The organism is Thalassolituus oleivorans MIL-1 (assembly GCF_000355675.1).
GTDB lineage: Bacteria > Pseudomonadota > Gammaproteobacteria > Pseudomonadales > Oceanobacteraceae > Thalassolituus > Thalassolituus oleivorans.
On record NC_020888.1, the window covers coordinates 2,454,917 to 2,474,751 of the forward strand.

General features: G+C 45.2%; 19 protein-coding genes. 8 read left to right on the top strand and 11 right to left on the bottom strand.

Features of this window, described 5'->3' with window-relative positions:
• The first annotated feature begins 6 nt into the window (after positions 1-6).
• Positions 7-450, top strand: coding sequence for a YtoQ family protein (locus TOL_RS11240; protein WP_015487449.1), 444 nt, complete (start codon positions 7-9; stop codon positions 448-450).
• A 96-nt stretch (positions 451-546) separates the two neighbouring features.
• On the opposite strand, the gene TOL_RS11245 is transcribed toward TOL_RS11240, so the two are convergent.
• On the bottom strand, positions 547-780 hold the full coding sequence (locus TOL_RS11245; protein WP_015487450.1) for a hypothetical protein: 234 nt from the start codon (positions 778-780) through the stop codon (positions 547-549).
• Between the two features lie 138 nt (positions 781-918).
• On the opposite strand from TOL_RS11245, the gene TOL_RS11250 reads away from it, so the two are divergent.
• From TOL_RS11250 to TOL_RS11265, 4 genes are all read left to right on the top strand, one after another.
• Positions 919-3,237 carry a methyl-accepting chemotaxis protein gene (locus tag TOL_RS11250; protein ID WP_015487451.1) on the top strand — a complete coding sequence of 773 codons (2,319 nt, stop codon included), beginning with the start codon at positions 919-921 and terminating at the stop codon, positions 3,235-3,237.
• A gap of 145 nt (positions 3,238-3,382) precedes the next feature.
• The gene (locus TOL_RS11255) at positions 3,383-4,051 is read left to right on the top strand and encodes a glutathione S-transferase (RefSeq protein ID WP_015487452.1); all 669 of its coding nucleotides are present in this window, start codon (positions 3,383-3,385) and stop codon (positions 4,049-4,051) included.
• A gap of 21 nt (positions 4,052-4,072) precedes the next feature.
• Positions 4,073-6,487, top strand: a complete 2,415-nt coding sequence (locus TOL_RS11260) for a fatty acid cis/trans isomerase (RefSeq protein WP_015487453.1) — start codon at positions 4,073-4,075, stop codon at positions 6,485-6,487.
• On the top strand, positions 6,488-7,117 hold the full coding sequence (locus TOL_RS11265; RefSeq protein WP_015487454.1) for a MarC family protein: 630 nt from the start codon (positions 6,488-6,490) through the stop codon (positions 7,115-7,117). It begins immediately after the preceding gene.
• 8 nt (positions 7,118-7,125) lie between these two features.
• Here TOL_RS11265 and yegD read toward each other — a convergent pair whose 3' ends face one another.
• From yegD to TOL_RS11285, 4 genes are all read right to left on the bottom strand, one after another.
• The gene (gene yegD / locus TOL_RS11270) at positions 7,126-8,493 is read right to left on the bottom strand and encodes a molecular chaperone (RefSeq protein ID WP_015487455.1); all 1,368 of its coding nucleotides are present in this window, start codon (positions 8,491-8,493) and stop codon (positions 7,126-7,128) included.
• Between the two features lie 32 nt (positions 8,494-8,525).
• A complete protein-coding gene (locus TOL_RS11275; RefSeq protein WP_015487456.1) occupies positions 8,526-9,005 on the bottom strand; it encodes an MgtC/SapB family protein in 480 nt (159 codons plus the stop codon).
• Between the two features lie 84 nt (positions 9,006-9,089).
• Positions 9,090-9,695 carry a glutathione peroxidase gene (locus TOL_RS11280; RefSeq protein WP_015487457.1) on the bottom strand — a complete coding sequence of 202 codons (606 nt, stop codon included), beginning with the start codon at positions 9,693-9,695 and terminating at the stop codon, positions 9,090-9,092.
• Positions 9,696-9,788: 93 nt separating this feature from the next.
• Positions 9,789-10,184 (bottom strand): DUF2750 domain-containing protein, encoded by a 396-nt coding sequence (locus TOL_RS11285; RefSeq protein WP_015487458.1) that lies wholly within the window; start codon positions 10,182-10,184, stop codon positions 9,789-9,791.
• 164 nt (positions 10,185-10,348) lie between these two features.
• Here TOL_RS11285 and TOL_RS11290 point away from each other — a divergent pair, with 164 nt between their 5' ends.
• Positions 10,349-11,470, top strand: a complete 1,122-nt coding sequence (locus tag TOL_RS11290) for a nucleoid-associated protein (protein WP_015487459.1) — start codon at positions 10,349-10,351, stop codon at positions 11,468-11,470.
• Between the two features lie 22 nt (positions 11,471-11,492).
• Here the strand turns inward: TOL_RS11290 and TOL_RS11295 are convergent, their stop codons facing one another.
• The 5 genes from TOL_RS11295 to tcdA form a co-directional block, all read right to left on the bottom strand.
• Positions 11,493-12,869 (bottom strand): DUF3482 domain-containing protein, encoded by a 1,377-nt coding sequence (locus TOL_RS11295; protein WP_015487460.1) that lies wholly within the window; start codon positions 12,867-12,869, stop codon positions 11,493-11,495.
• The gene (locus TOL_RS11300; protein WP_015487461.1) at positions 12,862-14,241 is read right to left on the bottom strand and encodes a DUF2868 domain-containing protein; all 1,380 of its coding nucleotides are present in this window, start codon (positions 14,239-14,241) and stop codon (positions 12,862-12,864) included. The genes TOL_RS11295 and TOL_RS11300 overlap by 8 nt, the downstream gene beginning before the upstream one ends.
• 178 nt (positions 14,242-14,419) lie before the next feature.
• Entirely contained in the window at positions 14,420-15,535 is a 1,116-nt protein-coding gene (locus TOL_RS11305; protein ID WP_015487462.1) for a hypothetical protein, read from the bottom strand.
• A gap of 219 nt (positions 15,536-15,754) precedes the next feature.
• Positions 15,755-16,021: a hypothetical protein gene (locus TOL_RS11310; protein ID WP_015487463.1), complete on the bottom strand. Its 267-nt coding sequence runs from the start codon at positions 16,019-16,021 to the stop codon at positions 15,755-15,757.
• Entirely contained in the window at positions 16,018-16,812 is a 795-nt protein-coding gene (tcdA, locus tag TOL_RS11315; protein WP_015487464.1) for a tRNA cyclic N6-threonylcarbamoyladenosine(37) synthase TcdA, read from the bottom strand. The genes TOL_RS11310 and tcdA overlap by 4 nt, the downstream gene beginning before the upstream one ends.
• A gap of 259 nt (positions 16,813-17,071) precedes the next feature.
• On the opposite strand from tcdA, the gene TOL_RS11320 reads away from it, so the two are divergent.
• Complete coding sequence (locus TOL_RS11320) at positions 17,072-17,317, top strand: DUF2164 domain-containing protein (RefSeq protein ID WP_015487465.1); 246 nt, start codon at positions 17,072-17,074, stop codon at positions 17,315-17,317.
• A 120-nt stretch (positions 17,318-17,437) separates the two neighbouring features.
• On the opposite strand, the gene TOL_RS11325 is transcribed toward TOL_RS11320, so the two are convergent.
• Entirely contained in the window at positions 17,438-17,905 is a 468-nt protein-coding gene (locus tag TOL_RS11325) for an SUF system Fe-S cluster assembly regulator (protein WP_015487466.1), read from the bottom strand.
• Between the two features lie 322 nt (positions 17,906-18,227).
• On the opposite strand from TOL_RS11325, the gene sufB reads away from it, so the two are divergent.
• Positions 18,228-19,670, top strand: coding sequence for a Fe-S cluster assembly protein SufB (gene sufB / locus TOL_RS11330; protein ID WP_015487467.1), 1,443 nt, complete (start codon positions 18,228-18,230; stop codon positions 19,668-19,670).
• The last annotated feature ends 165 nt before the right edge of the window (positions 19,671-19,835 follow it).

Below are 19,835 nucleotides of genomic sequence, written 5' to 3' on the forward strand. Positions count from 1 at the left end.
ATAACGATGAAATTGACCGTTTATCTATCTGGCGAAATTCATACTGATTGGCGTGATGAGATCGCCCGCGGTATTGCCGAGAAAGATCTACAAGTAACCCTAACCTCGCCCAATACCGATCACGCTTCGAGCGATGATTGTGGCGATGAGATTTTAGGAACTGAAGCGACACCATTCTGGAAAGATCACAAAGCCGCCAAGATTAACGCCTTGCGCACCCGCAAGTTAATCAGCGATGCCGACATTGTAGTCGTGCGATTTGGTGATAAGTACAAGCAATGGAATGCGGCGTTTGATGCAGGCTATGCAGCAGCTCTAGGGAAATCTTTAATTGTCCAACACGATCCAGCGCTAACGCATCCATTAAAGGAGGTCGATGCTGCGGCAATGGCAGTGTGCGAAACTCCGCAACAGATTGTAGAAATTTTGAGCTACATTAGCCGCAACTAAGTGGCATGCTGCTGCACTCGGCTTAGCTACGTATGCACTCGGCTTAGCTACGTATGCACTCGGCATAGTCGCACTGCCGAGTGCAGCGGTCAGCAATTAAGCTTCGTCTTCCCACTCGCCGTCGGTGTCGTCATCAGCAATCTCAGTACACACTGGCTCGCCACACTTAACACATGCGCCTTCAACAAAGATAACGCCATCTTGCTCGTATTCTTTTGGATCTTTCATGCCTAAGTCGGCTTCCATACAGGTGTTACACCATGTTTGGCTCAAAAAGGCTTCTTGATCTTCTTGCTCACGAGCATAGAAATCGCGTTCAACACGCTCCATAAATATCTCTCTTCTTTCTCATTGCTTAATATTAGTCACAAAAGACATGTTCTTGATAGGCGGTATTATATTCCAATCGCCAATACTATGCTGGATATATTCTACTCTTAGGGGAATGCTTTTAAATGGTGTTTCTTGATGAAGCTCAAAACACAAATTGTACTTGTAATCACAATCACGACGATCCTAGCGATAGTCGTTACATCTGGTATTAGCCTAATTACAGGTACGTCTGTTGCAAAAGATAGTATGCTGAAACAGGTCAATGAACGCCTAGTTAGTCAGCGAGAACAAACCAAAGCTAGAATTCAAGATTACTTGGATAGCATTTCCAATCAAATAACCAGCGTCAGTCAAAATCCTCTAATTGTCGATATTCTACCGACCTTAAGTGACGCATTTACAAATTATCAACCCGATATCAATACAACGACATCGAGCGCATTATCCAATTACTACCAAAACGAGTTTGATCGCCAGTTCCAATCTCTGAATCAAGGAGCCAATTCAAATCCAACGGATTTGTTGAATAAATTACCCAAAACTAGCCAAATATTGCAATTAGCCTACATTGCAGAAAATCCAAATCCATTAGGTCAAAAAGACTTAATGATAAGCAGCCCAAATCAAACTATATACGACAAAATTCACCAGTATGTTCACCCCTATCTGCACGATCTTCAAAGACGATTTGGCTACTACGATATATTTTTAGTTGAGCCAAAAAATGGCTACGTCGTGTACTCTGTTTTTAAAGAATTAGATTTCGCGACGTCTCTAAAGACTGGAGCTTATGCCGATTCTGGTCTCGGTCAGGCATTCAACAAAGCAATGGAAGCGACTAATGAAGAACCGAGCTTCATCGACTTCGCTCCGTACGTGCCCTCTTACAATGCACCAGCATCTTTTATTTCTAAGAAAATCATGGACGGCGAAGAAATAGTTGGCGTTCTAATATTTCAAATGCCTGTAGATGCTATCAACCAGATAATGACGAGTAATTTTAATTGGAAAGACGTCGGCTACGGACAAACCGGTGAAACCTACCTTGTTGGCCCAGACAAAAAATTTCGCAACCAAAGTCGAATGCTAGTAGAGAATAAAGACGCTTTTATTGAAGCTTTGAAGGCCGTTAAAACACCCGATAAAACGATCCGTGAAATTGCTATTCGAGATTCAAGTATTGGTATACAAGCGGCCGATACACTGGCAGTTACTAAGGCATTAAATGGATCTAAGGGAACAGAAATCATTGATAGTCCGTTGGGGCAAGAGACTTTAACCTCGTATACGTTCATCGACTACTTGGGCACCCGCTGGGCACTGATTAACCAATTGAATGTAAATGAGGCGTTCACTTCTATTGAAACAATGACTAACAGACTAATACTCGATATAGCCATTGGTACATTAATCATCTCCTCTCTCGCGATTGTTATAGGCGTTCTAATTTCTAAACGAATTACTGGCCCTATCTTAACATTTATTCAAAAAATTAAAGAAATAGCGGAAAAACGCGATCTATCCGCCAGATTCAGCCCCACAGGTCAAGTTGAATTTATTAATCTAGGGCACGCAATGAACGACCTGATGCAGCAGCTCGAAGAGTTCATGGCTGATATGCAACACACATCAAATGAGCTCACCGCAAAATCCATGCAATTGAAGGATGCGACACAAACGACCGTCACCCAAGTCTATCAACAAAATGAAGAGGTTAATTCTGCTGCCACAGCAACCACGGAAGTGAGTGCCTCTGTTGCTGAAGTAGCTACTCACGCAGAGCACGCAGCAAATAGTATGCGAGATACCCGAATAAAGGTTCAAGCGAGTCATCACATGTCTGACAACGCAAGAACGACCATTCGAGCGCTACGCACGAACATGCAACACTCAATCGAAAACATGACGTTATTAGAACAAGAGAGCACTGGAATCGGAGCGGTATTAGATGTGATCCAAACGATAGCGGAACAGACTAATCTACTCGCACTGAACGCTGCGATTGAAGCCGCCCGAGCCGGTGAGCAAGGACGAGGATTCGCCGTTGTTGCCGATGAAGTAAGAACATTAGCGAGCCGTACTGCGCAAAGTACGGAAGAAATTCGTGCGAAAATTCACTCATTACAAAATCAAGTAAATAATGTGCGAAATTCAATTACAGATTCTGAACTAGGTACTCAAGATAGCCTCACGAAAGTCGAAGAAACCGCTCAGCAGATGGACGAGGTCACAACCTTGGTCGATAACGTAGAAAACATGAGTACCCAAATCGCTACGGCTGCCGAAGAGCAAAGTGCCGTTACTGCAGAAATTGATAAAAATATGACTCATCTGAAAGACCTATCAGATCATATTCTTGAAGCCGCAGGCGTCATACAAGGCAACGGCACAGATTTAGAAGTACTAGCAACAAACATCAGTACGAAATTGAGCCAATTCCAATTTCGCAGCTAAATCTGATTTTGTTTTAAGCCGCAACACTCTGTCTTACCTCAATAACGGCGTTCTCAGCACTTTAAATAGTTGCGAACGTCGTTTATAACATCCTTCTGTTTATTGGTATCCCACGCTCAATAACCGTACTTTTTTAAGGACTACTATGATCACGCTTCATCATTTAGAGAACTCACGTTCTCAACGTATACTCTGGTTGTTAGAAGAATTAGGCGTTGAGTACGAAATCAAACGCTATGAACGTGATCCTAAAACCAATCTAGCGCCGCCAAGCCTTAAAGCTATTCACCCATTAGGTAAATCACCCGTGATTACTGATAATGGCAAAACCATCGCAGAATCCGCGGTTATTATCGACTATCTAATTAATACCTATGGTAAAGACCGCTTTATGCCAGAAGTCGGCAGTGATGCGTACAACCAGTTACAATACTGGCTGCATTATGCCGAAGGATCATTAATGCCATTCTTGGTTATGGCGCTGATTTTTCAGAAAGTGAAATCTGCACCTATGCCATTCTTTGTTCGCCCTGTCGCTAAAGGCATTGCTAATCAGGTGTTAAAATCTTACGTCGATCCAAACGTTACCAATCACCTGCAATTTATTGAAAATCATTTGAGTAAGAATACGTGGTTTGCTGGCGACGAGCTTAGCGGCGCAGATTTCCAAATGATTTTCCCACTCGAAGCAGCCATGAGCCGCTCAGAAGTGGCGAGTAAATTGCCACACGTATTGGCATTTGTGGAAAAAGTTCACGCACTCAGTGCATACAAGGCAGCGCTAAAAAAAGGCGGTCCTTACGCTTACGCTTAATTATTAAAGAGATTAAATTGCATGTTTTATCGCTTGCTCGACCTGTTAAAAAAAGTACGTATCACCCAACTCATTTTGCCGGTGTTACTGCTGGCAGGTTGCGCGGCGGTAGACTGGAAGAACACCAATGTTGAATCTCTTTTCGGTAAAACGGTTATTACCGATCACCGTGCATTAGCCAATACAGATAATGCGACTTACTACACAGAACAAATCGAACCTATACTCGAAAACCGCTGTGTGGTTTGTCACTCTTGCTATGATGCTCCTTGCCAACTCAAACTATCCTCCGCAGAAGGGATAATGCGTGGCGCATCAAAAACTCCTATTTATAACGGCACACGCTTAATCGCTAGCGAGCCTACACGATTAGGTATCGACGCTGAGAATACAGAAGAATGGCGTAACAAAGGATTTTTTTCTGTATTGAACGAACGCTCACAAACGCCCGAGATCAATCTAGCCAACTCTGTTATGTACCAAATGCTGGTATTAAAAAAGAACCAGCCACTACCCGCTGATACCCTATTAGACGACGATTTTAAATTACATTTGAATAGTGAGCGTCAATGCCCTACTCGTGAAGAGTTTAATGAATTTGCAGATGATCATCCGCTTTGGGGAATGCCCTACGCTCTACCAGGACTAAAAGACGAGGAATATAGCCTACTTACCGACTGGATCAAGCGCGGTGCGCCAATGGCTAGCCCCAGAGAACTACCCCGTGCTGTGGAGCAGCGAGTGAGTCATTGGGAAGCCTACCTCAACAGTGATGACTTAAAACAGCAGCTTGCTAGTCGTTATATGTACGAGCACTTATTTCTGGCGAGTCTGTATTTCTCTGAAGAGCCACTATTCAATGGTAGCGAACCCCAGCAACAGCCTGAGTATTTTTTCAAACTGGTACGCTCTTATTCAGCGCCAGGATTACCAATCCGCCCAGTTGCGACGCGTCGTCCATATGATGATCCAGGAGCTAAACGCATTTACTATCGTTTAAAACGCGATACCAGCACTGTAGTTGCTAAAACACTAATGCCCTATCGCCTGAACGAAGAGCGTATGGATTGGATGAAATCATTATTCAATACGCCCGACTACACGGTCGACGTACTTCCAGATTACGACCCAAAGACTGCGGCCAATCCCTTTATCGCCTTTCAGGCACTGCCAATCAATAGCCGTTATCGTTTCATGCTGGAGGAATCCGAATACATTATTAAAGGCTTTATCAAGGGACCAGTCTGTCGTGGCCAAGTAGCACTCAATGTTATTGATGATCATTTCTGGGCCTTTTTCGTCGATCCTGACGATTATGACGAAGAACAATATGGAAAGTTTTTAGCTGAACAAAGCAATAATCTACGTTTACCAGGTGAAGCGGAAAGTAATACCGGAATACTCGCCAACTGGCTGCGATATTCCAACCTACACAGTAAGTATCTCGATGCGAAGAATTCCATGTTGCTCGACCGTTTTCCTGAAGGTAAGCACCTGAATCTAGACTTAGTGTGGGATGGTGATGGCAACAATCCGAACGCTGCACTAACAATTACACGTCATTTCGACAGTGCTACTGTGGTGAAAGGCCTAGTTGGCCAGTATCCAAAAACAGCTTGGATTGTCGGTTATCCGTTACTTGAGCGTATTCACTACTTACTGGTCGCAGAATTCGATGTCTTTGGAAATGTAGGACATCAATTAATGACTCGTCTCTATATGGATTTTTTACGTATGGAAGGTGAAGCTAATTTCTTAACCATGCTGCCCCAAAACGAGCGCATTAAACTGACCAACTACTGGTATCGCGATGCTAGCAAGGATGTGAAAAAGCACTTAGTCGACAACGAAGCGCATGTGCTATCTGATCCAGATATTCGCTATTACAGTGATCAGCCAAAACTGGAACTACTGGAAATGCTACGTAATAAACTGGAGCCAGTTCTTTCGCATCAATACGACTTAGCCACAAAAGTCGCCCCTGAAATTCTAGCCGCATTAGAAAAAATCAATCGTATTCAAGGCCGAGCAGCAACCCTAATGCCTGAAATATCAATGATCATGATTGATGACTACAGTGGCTCGCAAAAGGTATATACCCTGCTGCGCAATAGCGCCCACAGTAATCTTACTGGGCTATTGTATGAGGATGAAAACCGCTTACCAGAGGAAGATTATTTGACGCTAGTACCGGGTGTAATGGGTAGTCACCCTGCAGCATTTTATCGTTTATCATCGTTCCGTTTGAACGACTTCGTTGACGCGATATCTAAGCTCGATGACGAAAGTGATTACTACCGCTTTGCTACGCGCTTCGCGGTGCGCAGAACCGATAGTGCATTCTGGACGCACAGCGACCAAATGCTTGCGTGGTACAAGAAAAACGACCCGTTAAATGCAGGCTTATTAGACTACAACCGCCTTGAGAATCGATAAATGAACGGCTTCGAAGATGTTGTTAAACAGTTTGTATTGCTGTGGTCTGTTATCGACCCCATTGGCACTATCCCAGTATTTTTGGCACTAGCCGCGGGTTATACCGATCCCACCCTACAGCGAAAACTAGCAATCAAAGCAACTTGGGTAGCAACGTTAGTATTGCTATTTTTCGTGATAGCGGGTGAATTTTTACTCGATGCGATGAGCATTCCTTTACCGGCATTCCAAGTGGCCGGTGGTATCGTTCTTTTCTTATTTGCAATGACCATGATGTTTGGCGATAGCAAACCAGAAGAAGAATTGAACATGATAAAAAAGGGAATGCACACAGCGGTATTCCCTCTCGCGATCCCATCAATTGCTTCTCCCGGTGCCATGATGGCAGCGGTACTGTTAACCGATAATCATCGTTTTTCTTGGATGCACCAATTGGTGACTACTATGATTATTCTATCCGTCTTAGCGATTACCTTAATCTTTATGCTACTTGGCTCTCGGATTCTGAAAATCATTGGCGAGGCTGGAGCCAGCGTTATAAGCCGTGTTATGGGCCTTATTCTCGCGTCGGTTGCCACCAATGCGGTACTGGCTGGAATCCAAGAATATTTCAAGAGTAGCTTGGGCTAAATATTATCTCAGCGAAATAAACGATTAGCCCACACGGTTAGACCTGCGGCCACACTACCAAAGTGATCGCCGTCTAACACCGGAATATTACCTAGCTTTTGTTCAACCGCATGACGAATGGCAGGCGACTTAGCACTACCACCAGTAATGTATATTAAATCCGGTTGCGTACCTGCTTGATTGATTGCTTCGGACATTAAATTGGTCATTTTTTCTAGCGGCCAAGCAATTGCTTGCGCCAAGTCAGTACGGGTAAGGTGAATACCTAAGCCAGCTTCGATATAGGCTAAATCTAATTCGTACTCACTCACATCCGACAAAGCAATTTTACTCTGCTCGGCACTCCGCACCAAATGGTGATTTTGCTTATCTTCACGCATTTTTATAAAGCGTTTGATTAATTCAGGCTGCGCACAATCGCGCTGCAGCTGATCCAGATATAAGGCTGTATCCAAACTATTAAAAGTAGCAAGCGCACCGACGTCATTAGTACTCACTGCGTTCCAGAAAGTTTGCATTGGCATCGGCTTACCGGTTTTTAGCGGAGCCGTCATACCAAACAACGGCATTAACTGCTTACCAGCGATCTGAATATCTAAATCATTACCACCAATACGCTCACCACTATGACCGATAAAATCGTTGTCGCGAATATCCTTGTCACGATGATCAGGACCCATACGCACCATGGCACAGTCGGTGGTACCACCACCCACATCAACAACCAGCACGGTTTTATTGGTGGTTAAGCTCTGTTCAAAATTCAAACCCGCAGCAATAGGTTCAAATAAAAACTCAATCTGTTGAAAGCCGCTACGTTGCGCTGCTACGCGCAAAATATCTAACGCCTGTTGATTACTCTTTTCGGCATTCATTCCTTGAAAGTTAACGGGCTTACCAATCACGGTATGAGTAAGCTCTTGGCCTAAATCAGCTTCTGCTCGACACTTTACCGTCTGCATCATGGCCGTAACAATATCTTCAAAAAAGTGAATAAACTCAGGACGTAAACCGCTAGCGCCTAAAAAAGATTTAGGAGATTTAACAAAATAGCCTTCTTCCGGAAAAGAAAAATACTGTTCAAAGGCTTCTGAACCGACAAATAATATTTCTTCATCACCAGCAATATCATGTTCACGACGTACACGGCGAGCTTGCGCCAAAGGATTAACGCGTAAATCAATAAACTGCTGCTGTAATTCAGGCAATGAGATAGTGTTTGCGACCGCCTCGCAAATCAACTCTCGCTCCAAAGCATACAAGGCCGATGGCATAAAGGCTTTGCCTTGATCTAACGTCAACAAGCGCACTTCATGCTTTGAATTGATTACACCAACGGCACAGTTGGAAGTGCCGTAGTCAAAACCGCAAATCATTAAATTTTTCCTAGAATCTAACCAATAAACGCTTAACGACGCTTACGCCAATCGGTTATTTTAGAATGCACGCCACGAGTAAGCGCTGCGGAATAGTTTTCGAGAATATCAACACCCACTAAGATAAGCACGACCAATACGGCTAATTTAATGGCAACCACATGGCCTGCGACAGCAATACAGACACCGATCGCTGCAAGCGCCCAAATAGTAGCGGCTGATGTCACCCCCATGACCACACCGTCCTTCGATAGCATAACCCCAGCGCCCAAAAACCCAACCCCTGTGACCACCTGCCCTATAATACGGGTTGTGTCTGTTACTTCGTTATTGAGGGATTGTGATAGAGCAACAAAAGCATAAGTGCCCAAAACAATTAAAGACGACGTGCGAATGCCCACGGGCTTACCGCGAAGTTGACGTTCGAGACCAATAATCGTGCCGCACACTAGGGCAGAGAAAATGGCATACCAATCAAGTGGTGCAATACTTGTAATATCTGCAAACGTCATAGCAAAAAAAATTATTCCCAAAATAGTATTTAGAAATGAAAAACGGGCATCTATACCGATACCCGCCTTTTATTTCTTTTATTGTTACAGCTGTAATAAAGATTCGATTTCTTTATCACTAGGTACTTTAAAGCTAGAGTGTGATTTTACAATTTTTCCACTTGGATCAATCAGGTACTTGTAGAAATTCCATTTTGGCGCTGTATCTTGCTCAGCAACTTCTTTAAATAGAGGATGCGCATTAGAGCCTTTAACCGGCACAGTGGCGAGCATAGTAAAACTCACACCAAAATTCTTAAAGCACACATCGGCCGCTTCTGCTTCATCGTCGGCTTCTTGATTGAACGAATCCGACGATACGCCAATAACAACTAAACCTTTATCTCTGTACTTGTCGTTAATCTTCTGCAAATCGCCAAACTGATCGGTAAACCCACAATGGCTAGCGGTATTAACTAACAATACCGGGTGGCCATTGGTCACATCACACAGGTTCAGCATATTACTACTGTGCAGCTGTTTCATAGTGTGATGAAAGATCGCTGGACATGAATCAGGATAAACGCCTTCATCAACCACCGCCGCGGTTTCTGGAGCGGCTTGCGCGCCACTGCACACAGCAAGCATTGCCAGCAAGGTTAGCTGCTTCATACCCCGTGAAATAAACTTAAATTTTACTGTACTTGTCATAGCGCTCTCCAAAACATACGTTGCAATACATTGATTACTCGTTAGTACGTTCTAACGGTGCGGTTAGATGCATTGGCCTGCAGCCAATGCCATTTACTCGGCCGCTTCTAACGCTGCCCGAATGTCCTCATCCAGCACCAGCGGATCAACTAAAACCGCCTCTTCTTTCAAATTAGGTAGTACTACCAGTAAGGTTTCGTCTTGATCTAAGCCCGGAGTCCAGCGCTCTAACCAAGTCGCTAGATCTATCATCTTTGGCTTGCAGTCAGCCCAATCGCCATTCGCCCAATCCAAGGTATAGTCTGGATGCGGCCATACAGGCAAGCAGTTCTCACCATCTTCGCCGGTAACGGTTACCCAACCTTCGTCATTCGCTAGACTCCAAATCTCACCCTCTTCTGCCACTTTGCGAACAAAAAGTTCGTAACGCTTATTGTCGGATAACGCCAAGGATGCTTGACGGTTTTTGCTAGATAATGAGTAAGTCATCTGAAGTTCCAATACAAAGGCTAAAGCAATTCATGTAAAGACCTAAGTGTAACGCTCTCAGCGCTGAAATGCTCGAAATCGAAGGATGAATTACTATCGCCATAACGGTGTCAGAGCATTTTGCCGTGTTATCATATGCAGCTCTCAAATTCGGCATCTTCATCATGGCATTACGTTTTTTCATTACCCACCAAATCGCTAAAGCGAGCAACGATCCGGCGGCGAAACTTAACTGTAGCGTGCTAGAAGGCAATGCCGACGAAGGTGCGCTAGCGCCGTATTATCAGCAAGCGGCTTCTCAGCTGAAAGGCATACTGATGCAACGCAGCGGCAAACGCTATGGCGTATTCTCCGACGAACAGCCGACGGTGCGCGGCCTCATCAAAGATTGGCAACGCGATGGCATGTCGTTCCAAAGCTTCTCCAAACGCCTAACCGAGCACTTAAGCTCGACTCTGGATAGCAGTGAATTTGAGATGGAAGGTTATCTTGCCTATTTTTACGAAACCTTAGCTGATCACGACAAGCTGTATGTATTTCACTTACGCCACAAAGAGAGTGTGAGCGTCGGTGCGGACATGAGCCTGACGGAAACGCGCTACATCGACTTCTCCAATACTGGCTTTGGCGTTTGTATTAACCTAACGGATTGGCAGCAAGATAGTGATAGCAAGTACATCACCTTCTCATTTGGGCGCGGTGATAAGCCACTGCAAAATCATATGGCTGCAGGCATTGGTTTTACCGATACCCTCAACACCCAAGCCGAAACTGAAGAGTTTTTGTCGATAGTGGATCAATACAGCCAAACGCTGCCTGAAGAACAACGCTTTGAGTACAAGGCCAAAGTGGTGGACTACTGCATGGAGCATGATTTACGCGGTGAACCCGTTGTATTTGATGAGCTTGCTGATCATTTAGCCGCCGAAACCAAATCACATCCAGCGGAAGCATTTTCGCATTACATTATCGAGAAGAAAAAAGAAACGCGCCAACAACAGCGCAGTAATTCGGGCCTAAGCCCTGAGCAATTAGCCGCCCAAGGAGCGCCAATGATTGAAGTGGCCGAAGCGGTAAAAGCCGAGTTAATCCCAGATAGAAAACAATTACGTGGATTTATTCGTTACAGCGGTAAGAACAAAGATTTAAGCATTAGTTTTTCCGCTAACTTGATGGGCGAAGGCATTGAATTCGACGCACCCAATAAGCGTCTTATCGTTAACGCCATACCGGAGAGTCTGCTAAAGCAGCTTAAAGGCAAATCGAAATACGACGACGAAGGCTAGCGCCTGATTTAAATGCTCATTTCTATGCAGATATCACCGTTGTAAACCAGTTGTTTAACACCTGTGTGATATCTGCTTCCAGTTCTTCATCATCACTTACCGCCAAATTCTGTACCTTTTTTAACACTTGCAGCGGCTCAGAATAATCAAGTTTGGTCACCTTATCGTCACCCAGCATAAGTTGCTGCTGTGCAGCATGGCCGCGATGAAACAAGGCATCCAACAAATGCGCCTGACGTGCAAGTAACAAGGTTATCGTTGGCTGATCAAGCCCAATGACATACTGCCCTCGATACCTTGCTAATAGTTGCTTACCAAACCGCTTACCGGTACTCCAGGACGAACCCAAAATGGCGCCGGCAAGCGTTGCCGTACCTAAACTCAAGCCAGCGAGCATGACGTCAACACCGACACCAATAGCAGCACCCGTTGCCGCAGCAGACGCGGTATCAATACCAAATTTTTTCAATGCCTCTGGGGCAAATAAATCCAGTGTCCAACGCCCGTCTTTAATTGGGACATTGGCGTATTGGATATCATCTGCAGAGAACTGCAGTAACTGTAAAATGCGCCCTAGCTGTTCTTTTTCTTTAACTCGCACCGTATTTTGTAGTCGAGCGGAGGCCTCAACCTCAGCATTTTTGTCTGCCGTAGTGGTATCTACAGTCACCTGAATTTTACTGACTGCCAGCATAAATTCGCTACTGCATTGAATACATGCGTGCCTTAATGCCAACCAATCTTCTTCGCGCTGCTGGATAAAGGTTTCTAGCAGCGCATAATAGGGCTCAAGTACGGTTTGGAACTTTCGATACAAGCGTTTTTCCGCATCAAAGCTAAATGCTACCGTGTCGAATTCGACCAAGGAATGGAAATTAAAATCGGCTAAGGTTTTACGCCATTCAGTTTTGTGATTTCCGCTCTTTTCAATAAAATTAAGCACTGGAATAATCGGCTTTGCAGCCATGCTCAAACACCGTAACTCAAAGAGGTATTTTTCCAATACGGGTTCGCGGCAATCAATCACATATAAAATAATATCGCTGATCAAAATTTGATTAAGTACCTTCAGCTCTTGATCAAATTCCTTTTTATTAGCAGAGTCTTTTACAAAGGTAAGCAGCGTATCACGCCCCGACAAATGTGCCGATGTAAGTGCTTGCAAACGCTCAGCCAGCGCTACGGAGTCTTCTAATCCGGGCGTATCACGCAATTCGAGAAAGGCTTTATCGCCTAGAAAAATCTGCGCCGACTCGACATGTCGTGTAGTACCAGCACGATTATCAATTTCACCAAAATCACAATTGCGCATGAGCGTACGCACTAGCGAGGTTTTACCCGTATTGGTGTGCCCAACAACGCTTAATATGATGGGTAACGAAATCTGCTTATTAGTCATGAGCGTCATCCGTACTTTGCAATAACACACAGTGTTGAGGCTGAATACTCAACATCTGCGCCTGCTCTTGCCATTGTGCATAAGTATTTTCACTAGCAATCCGCATTGCCCCATCCTCAATACACCCGAGCCAATATTTCTTACCTTTCGGCATCAGGCTCTGCAACAACCGCAATGTCCCACGGTCGGGTGGCTTATTAGCATTGACCAAAAACACCACGCTAACCACGCTATTTTTAATAAACGCCAATGCTTGGTCAGTTGTATCTTTATTAACCACATTAACCATTACTGGAGTAGTCAACTGAGATGAAACTCGGGTAACCAGTAAGTTAGGGAGTTCAACACCTAAGTACAGCGCTTCGCTAGGTAACGCTTGAAGACTTTGCTTCGTCTTCTGCAATGACTGATGAGGTTGCCCACGACTGTCGGCATCTAATATATGACCTTGGCTACTCAGCGGCTGCCATTCACGTTTCAGCGCAAGATAATAAGGATCTTGATAATTCAGAGAAAACCGACGCAATTGAAAGGCGTCGAGTATGCGACACATAACCCATGCCGCTAGCCGAGGAAATAAACCGTAAAATAGCAAACATCCCAACAAAAAATAGGCCCATGAAGAACGCAAGGTTGAACTCATTTCATTTAGCCCTTGCTGACTGGCAATAACCTCATCAACCGAGGGGGTCGGCCAGTGAATAACATCCATAGGAAAGCTTAAATAAGCGGTTAACTGCTGGAACGCTGCTTGGTCTAATATGGTTGACCCCCAAATAAAATCGTATTGGCGCGTCATCAATACCAACAATAAGGCGATAAAACCGCCCGCTAAATAGCCTAACCAAACGCTGTGCACGACCCGCCCTATAAACCACTTGCCTTGCGGATTGGACAGTTGAATATGCAACCAAGTTTTGCTCGCATATTGCGAATAATGCTCCTTTGCCGCCAGCTTTATAGTCCAGTTCAAACACGGCATAAATATCGACACCAGCGGACTGCTTGCCGGTGTACGTAATACAAAAGTGAACAGCAACCAAAGCACAAACGACAACAGATTAAAGCCTAACAAAACCATCAACACCCAAAACACATTCAAAGTGCCAGCACCGCTAACAGCTTGAACAACAGCGAACATACCCGCTAGACCAGCCAGCAAACAACTACCCAACAATAAGGTTCGAAACCAATGCTGCGCTTGGTCAAGCGCACTCTCGAATTCAGGTTGTAACTTACTCTGTGAAACTCGCTGACGTAGAAATGCCTCAAAACTTGAGGCCGGCTGGGAACGTATGGTCAATGCTTGACTCTGTTGCTCGATAGACCGTAACTGCTCAATCTCTATTTTCTCACGGTAATCCAGTGACACCCTTATCCACCCGCTGCGAACCAATGACTCGAAAGCTTAGCATTACGACTGGTTAATAAATAGCGGTTACGCCAAGCTCAGCCGTGCTCAGAATGACCAACGAACAAGTATAAAAAAACCCGCTTTCGCGGGTTTTTATTATTTGCTAATCAACAGCAAATTAATATTTCACTTAATATCAAGGAGCAACGGGGTTAATAACCACAGAAGCAGCACCATGCATAAAGTCACCATCGTGTGGCCACAAGAATGCAGTAAACGGCGTTAACGCTAATGGATTAATCACATAGTCGTTATTCACTACTTCGTAATTAACATCAAAGGCAACGGTCGTCGCATCGTTTGAAATCGCCTCGGTCCAGTTCGCAGCTGCATTGCAATCTGGCTCAGTGTCATTGCAGGTATTAATGTACAAAGTCGTTACCGCGGCGGTATTAATCGTCGCACCTAACGTATTGGTAATCACACCATCAATGTTTTGATCAAAACGATAGTACTGAAGCTGCTGATTGCTGGCGTTGTAAAAGGTGTATTCGCTTTGATCCACCTGCCAAACATCATTCGGTTGCTCAGTCGTTTTCGTTGCCGTTTGCACACCAATACACTGCGCGATAGCCGACGTTTGCTCACCTGCCGTACCCAAATTGGTGTAATCCAAGTTGTAGGTGTAGGTTAATTCCGGAGCCGCGGAGAAATCAGTGCTGTCGCTGACTTTTACGCCTTCAATCGCTAAGGTTAAGTTCTCGCCTACTGGAGTGGTAATCGCACTGCCGTTCACGGTGAGTGTTTGGAAATCGCTGCTATAAGCAACGGTGAAATTCGTATCTGTGGTGTAAGACACACCAGAAGAATCAGCCGCTGTCGTTTCACTTAGAGTGGCGGTATAGCCATCAGCGGTAGCAGTTAACGTATACGCATCACGCCAGCCGCTCTCACAACGAGTAACAGTATAAATACCATCAGCATTGGCACTGATAGCGACTAGCTCGCGGCTAGTACTGGTAAAATTAAACGGGTTCATGCTGTCGGCATCGTTTGGTAGCGTTGAGTTTTCAGTCGCTATCAACATCCAGATGCCTTCTGGAGAGGTGGTGCTTAACGCAGAGTTCGCAGCCGGTAAGCCTGACAAATCAACTGGCGCTGGATCAACCGGATCTGGATCGACTGGATCCGTTGTTGGATCATCAGTACCGATTTCGTCGATAACCTCATCACCCCAATTACACGCCGTTAAACTCAGTGCCATTGCCATCGCAACCGCGCCATGCCCCAAAACTTTCGTGAGAGTTGTCATTGTTATAATCCTTTGCCAAAAAGTTATGCCGCCGCGAGGAATGCCTCATCAACGCAAACAGTCCTACATCCTACCAGTGATAAGAACCTAGCTTTGAGGTTAGGTTCGGACAGTTACGGGGAAACACACGGAATAGTAGACCCACAGAAACATCGAGGGGTCATATTGTCGAATTCTGGCAGAAAATGCCCAACATTCTATTTAGATAACTGCACGGGTCTACTGCAGCTCATCATTGATAAAGGCATCAAGAATCGCCATCAATTGCTCTTCGTCTGGCGATGGCGTTGCGATACTTGCTAACACGGTTAGCTTGGCCTGCGCCGCGGCTTTCACTAAACTCAATTCTGCGCTATCGAGATCGTGAATCAAGGCCTGCCACGTATCAATTTGCAGATCGGCAGTGTCATCTGGATTCAGGCCATCATCCGGCTCAATCGTAATATGGCAGAGTAAATCCATTAATAACGACGCAAGTTTACTCATGCCTTTTTCCCCGCATCTTCTGCAATACGCTTAACCACACGCGACGCAGCCACAAAGCCAAATGTACCGGTTACCATGGTGGCCGCACCAAAACCGCTGGCGCAATCTAAGCGTGTGCTGTCGCCATCAAAACGCTTGGTCTGACACACAGTGCCATCCGCCTGTGGATATTGCAGCTGTTCCGTCGAGAATACACACGGAATCGAATAATTACGTGATGGATTACGCGAAAAATTGTATTCGCGGCGTAATAACGACCGCACTTTGCGCGCTAATGGATCATTGAAGGTTTTATTTAAATCACCGATTTGAATTTGCGTAGGATCGGTTTGCCCACCTGCTGCACCGGTAGTCACAATACGAATTTTACGACGCTTACAAAAAGCGATCAGCGCCGCTTTATTCTTCACGCTGTCGATGCAATCCACTACATAGTCCATATCCGTGCTGATCATTTCTTCCAAATTTGCAGCTGTTACAAACGCCATACGCGCTTCAACTTGGCATTCAGGATTGATCAAACGAATACGCTCGGCCACAGCCTCGACCTTCAACTGCCCTACCGTGCCCTTCATCGCATGAATCTGACGATTGGTATTGGTCACACAGATATCATCCATATCGATCAAGGTAATGCGACCAATACCCGAACGTGCCAAAGCCTCCGCCGCCCAAGACCCTACACCACCAATACCAATCACGCATACATGCGCAGCGTGCAAACGCTGCAAACCAGCGGTGCCATACAAGCGACCAATACCACCAAAACGATCGAGATAATCAGGTGTCACGCGGATTCCTATTGAGTTTGGGATGAAAACAATAGGCTGATTATATAGGCCAACGGCTTTCGGGGCATGGATTTATTGAGCAACACGAGTCTCTTGCGAGCGAATCACCTCTGCAGTAGTGGATCTAGCATAATGAGCATAAGAGTGTGTAAGCGCGGATCTTATCCGCGATTGGCGATGATGAGCAAAAACATTGCTCAAAATGCTAAAACCTGCAATATAGACGTTCGCGATAACGCAGATAAACCGAGAGGTAACGATGGCCGATATTAAATTATCTACGGAAGAGAAAGATCGAGTGATCCACAAAGTAAAAAACTATTTCGAAGCCGAATTTCATCAAGATATCGGTGGATTTGAAGCTGAATTTTTAATCGACTTTTTCGCTAAAGAAATCGGAGCCTACTTTTACAACCAAGGCCTATCTGATGCACAGACGCTGTTTTCTGAAAAAGCCGACGAATTGAGCTATCTGATTCAAGAGCTAGAAAAACCAACAATGTGAATAAGCTGGGTGAATAATTCTGACCAAGATCACCTAGCAAGTTCGTAACTCCGAACAAAAAACGTTGGTTGCGTCGCTCCTACCAAATACGTCGGCAACAGCATTTAAAAAGATACTCCTTCACAAATTCAGCAACTGTATCCGCGGCGATTGCTGCACTAACTCCCGATACAACCTGTCTTGCACTTGTGGGTTGCGCAAGTCTTCTAACGTTACCCGCGATAGTACTTGCATCAAAAGTTGATTGATCCCACCCCAGTTACTGGCGAGCGAGCAGTTTTCGGTAATATCACAGTGATGGTCGTCAGTGCTGCATTCAGTCAGAGCTACTGGGCCTTCGAAGGCCTCTACAACATCTAGTACGCTAATCTGCAATGGCGAACGAGCTAGACGATAGCCTCCATGAGCACCGCGACGGGTAATCACTAGGCCGGCATCGGCCAGTGCTTTCATCACTTTGCGTACCGTTGCGGTAGCCAAACCAGTAGCAAGACCTATGTCGTCGGTCGATTGCTGCAACGAGGCCGACTGGGCAAGGTGGTTAAGTACCACGATCCCGTAATCTGTCAGTTTGCTGATCTTCAGCATAATCCCACCTCTTTAACGCCTTATTTTGCTTGTATGAACCATCTGACAGGTCGATTTTGCGAGACTTTGAGAACAAATACCCCAGTAGATTGGTCAGAATTCATTCTCTTTGATAGAATCACCATAAATCAAATCATACCAAGTTGGTATTGATTGTGATACCCGAGTAAAATACTCCGATACAGCGTTGAGATTTGGTAGAATGTTGCGCATTAGAACGCACATCCAAAACAGCGCCACGAGCATGGTTCTTAGATCGTCTTTGCAAAACCCGCAGACACGCTAGGGGCATTCATGAGCCAGACACCCAAGAGAGATCGCCATGAGTAGTAACGCCGAAATCGAACGCCGCATGGGCGGGGAATACAAAGCCGGATTTATCAGTGACATTCAGTCAGAAACCCTAGCTGCGGGTCTGAGCGAAGATACTGTCCGTTTTATTTCGACCAAAAAAGGCGAGCCTGAGTGGTTGCTGGAATGGCGCTTAAAGGCGTATCACCAGTGGTTAGAGATGAAAGAGCCTGAATGGGCGCACGTTCATTTCCCTAAGATCGATTATCAGGAAGTGTCTTACTACTCCGCACCAAAGAGCATGGAAGACCGACCTAAGAGCTTGGATGAGATTGATCCTGAGCTATTAGCGGTTTACGACAAGCTCGGTATTCCTTTGCAAGAGCAAATGGCGCTGGCGGGTATTGCTGTCGATGCCGTATTCGATTCGGTATCGCTGGGTACAACGTTCAAAGCTAAGTTAGAAGAAGCTGGCGTGATCTTTATGCCAATTTCAGAAGCTGTACATAAGCACCCAGAGCTAGTCAAAAAATACATGGGCAGTGTCGTGCCGCAACGCGATAACTATTTTGCCGCGTTAAATAGCGCAGTATTTAGCGATGGATCGTTCGTATATATTCCTAAAGGTGTGCGTTGCCCAATGGAACTATCGACTTACTTCCGTATAAACGAAGCTAAAACGGGTCAGTTCGAACGTACTTTGATTATTGCCGATGAAGGTTCTTATGTGAGCTACCTAGAAGGCTGCACGGCACCCATGCGCGATGAAAATCAGTTGCACGCCGCCGTGGTTGAATTGATTGTGCTAGATAATGCTGAAATCAAATACAGCACAGTACAAAACTGGTATCCAGGTGATGCCGAAGGTAAAGGCGGCATCTACAACTTCGTGACTAAACGTGCGGTTGCCCACACCAACGCTAAAGTCAGTTGGACTCAAGTAGAAACAGGATCTGCTGTTACATGGAAATACCCAAGCTGTGTATTAAAAGGCGATAACTCAATCGGTGAATTTTATTCGGTAGCGTTAACCAACAATTATCAGCAAGCCGACACGGGCACTAAGATGATTCACTTGGGTAAAAATACGCGCTCGACCATTATCTCGAAAGGTATTTCAGCGGGTAAAAGCTCTAACGCCTATCGCGGCTTAGTACGCATGAACCCAACAGCCGAAGGTGCTCGCAACTATACCCAATGTGACTCGCTATTAATTGGTGATAAATGTGGGGCACATACCTTCCCTTACATCGAGAGTAAGCACCCTTCTGCCATCATTGAGCATGAAGCGACGACCTCTACGGTAAGTGATGACCAACTATTTTTGTGTCAACAACGTGGTATCGACACTGAGAAAGCCGTTTCTATGATTGTTAATGGCTTTTGCAAGGAAGTGTTTAAAGAGTTGCCGATGGAGTTTGCCGTTGAAGCGGGCAAGCTGTTAGAGATATCGCTTGAAGGTTCGGTCGGTTAACGAAATACATCGTTGAACTGAATCCTGTTAGAGGTACTCAAGGAGCGAAACGAACCGGGCCGATGGCCAACACGCTAACTCTATGAGTCATAATTAAAATTTAATGCCTAGCTTAATCAACCAATACAACGAATTAAGTTAGGCCAAAGAAAACAAGGTAACAGC

Excerpts from the sequence above, each read along its gene's own strand:
- TOL_RS11240 (WP_015487449.1), top strand. The coding sequence starts at position 7 with ATGAAATTGACCGTTTATCTATCTGGCGAAATTCATACTGATTGGCGT.
- TOL_RS11245 (WP_015487450.1), bottom strand. The coding sequence starts at position 780 with ATGGAGCGTGTTGAACGCGATTTCTATGCTCGTGAGCAAGAAGATCAA.
- TOL_RS11250 (WP_015487451.1), top strand. The coding sequence starts at position 919 with ATGAAGCTCAAAACACAAATTGTACTTGTAATCACAATCACGACGATC.
- TOL_RS11255 (WP_015487452.1), top strand. The coding sequence starts at position 3,383 with ATGATCACGCTTCATCATTTAGAGAACTCACGTTCTCAACGTATACTC.
- TOL_RS11260 (WP_015487453.1), top strand. The coding sequence starts at position 4,073 with ATGTTTTATCGCTTGCTCGACCTGTTAAAAAAAGTACGTATCACCCAA.
- TOL_RS11265 (WP_015487454.1), top strand. The coding sequence starts at position 6,488 with ATGAACGGCTTCGAAGATGTTGTTAAACAGTTTGTATTGCTGTGGTCT.
- yegD (WP_015487455.1), bottom strand. The coding sequence starts at position 8,493 with ATGATTTGCGGTTTTGACTACGGCACTTCCAACTGTGCCGTTGGTGTA.
- TOL_RS11275 (WP_015487456.1), bottom strand. The coding sequence starts at position 9,005 with ATGACGTTTGCAGATATTACAAGTATTGCACCACTTGATTGGTATGCC.
- TOL_RS11280 (WP_015487457.1), bottom strand. The coding sequence starts at position 9,695 with ATGACAAGTACAGTAAAATTTAAGTTTATTTCACGGGGTATGAAGCAG.
- TOL_RS11285 (WP_015487458.1), bottom strand. The coding sequence starts at position 10,184 with ATGACTTACTCATTATCTAGCAAAAACCGTCAAGCATCCTTGGCGTTA.
- TOL_RS11290 (WP_015487459.1), top strand. The coding sequence starts at position 10,349 with ATGGCATTACGTTTTTTCATTACCCACCAAATCGCTAAAGCGAGCAAC.
- TOL_RS11295 (WP_015487460.1), bottom strand. The coding sequence starts at position 12,869 with ATGACTAATAAGCAGATTTCGTTACCCATCATATTAAGCGTTGTTGGG.
- TOL_RS11305 (WP_015487462.1), bottom strand. The coding sequence starts at position 15,535 with ATGACAACTCTCACGAAAGTTTTGGGGCATGGCGCGGTTGCGATGGCA.
- TOL_RS11310 (WP_015487463.1), bottom strand. The coding sequence starts at position 16,021 with ATGAGTAAACTTGCGTCGTTATTAATGGATTTACTCTGCCATATTACG.
- TOL_RS11320 (WP_015487465.1), top strand. The coding sequence starts at position 17,072 with ATGGCCGATATTAAATTATCTACGGAAGAGAAAGATCGAGTGATCCAC.
- TOL_RS11325 (WP_015487466.1), bottom strand. The coding sequence starts at position 17,905 with ATGCTGAAGATCAGCAAACTGACAGATTACGGGATCGTGGTACTTAAC.
- sufB (WP_015487467.1), top strand. The coding sequence starts at position 18,228 with ATGAGTAGTAACGCCGAAATCGAACGCCGCATGGGCGGGGAATACAAA.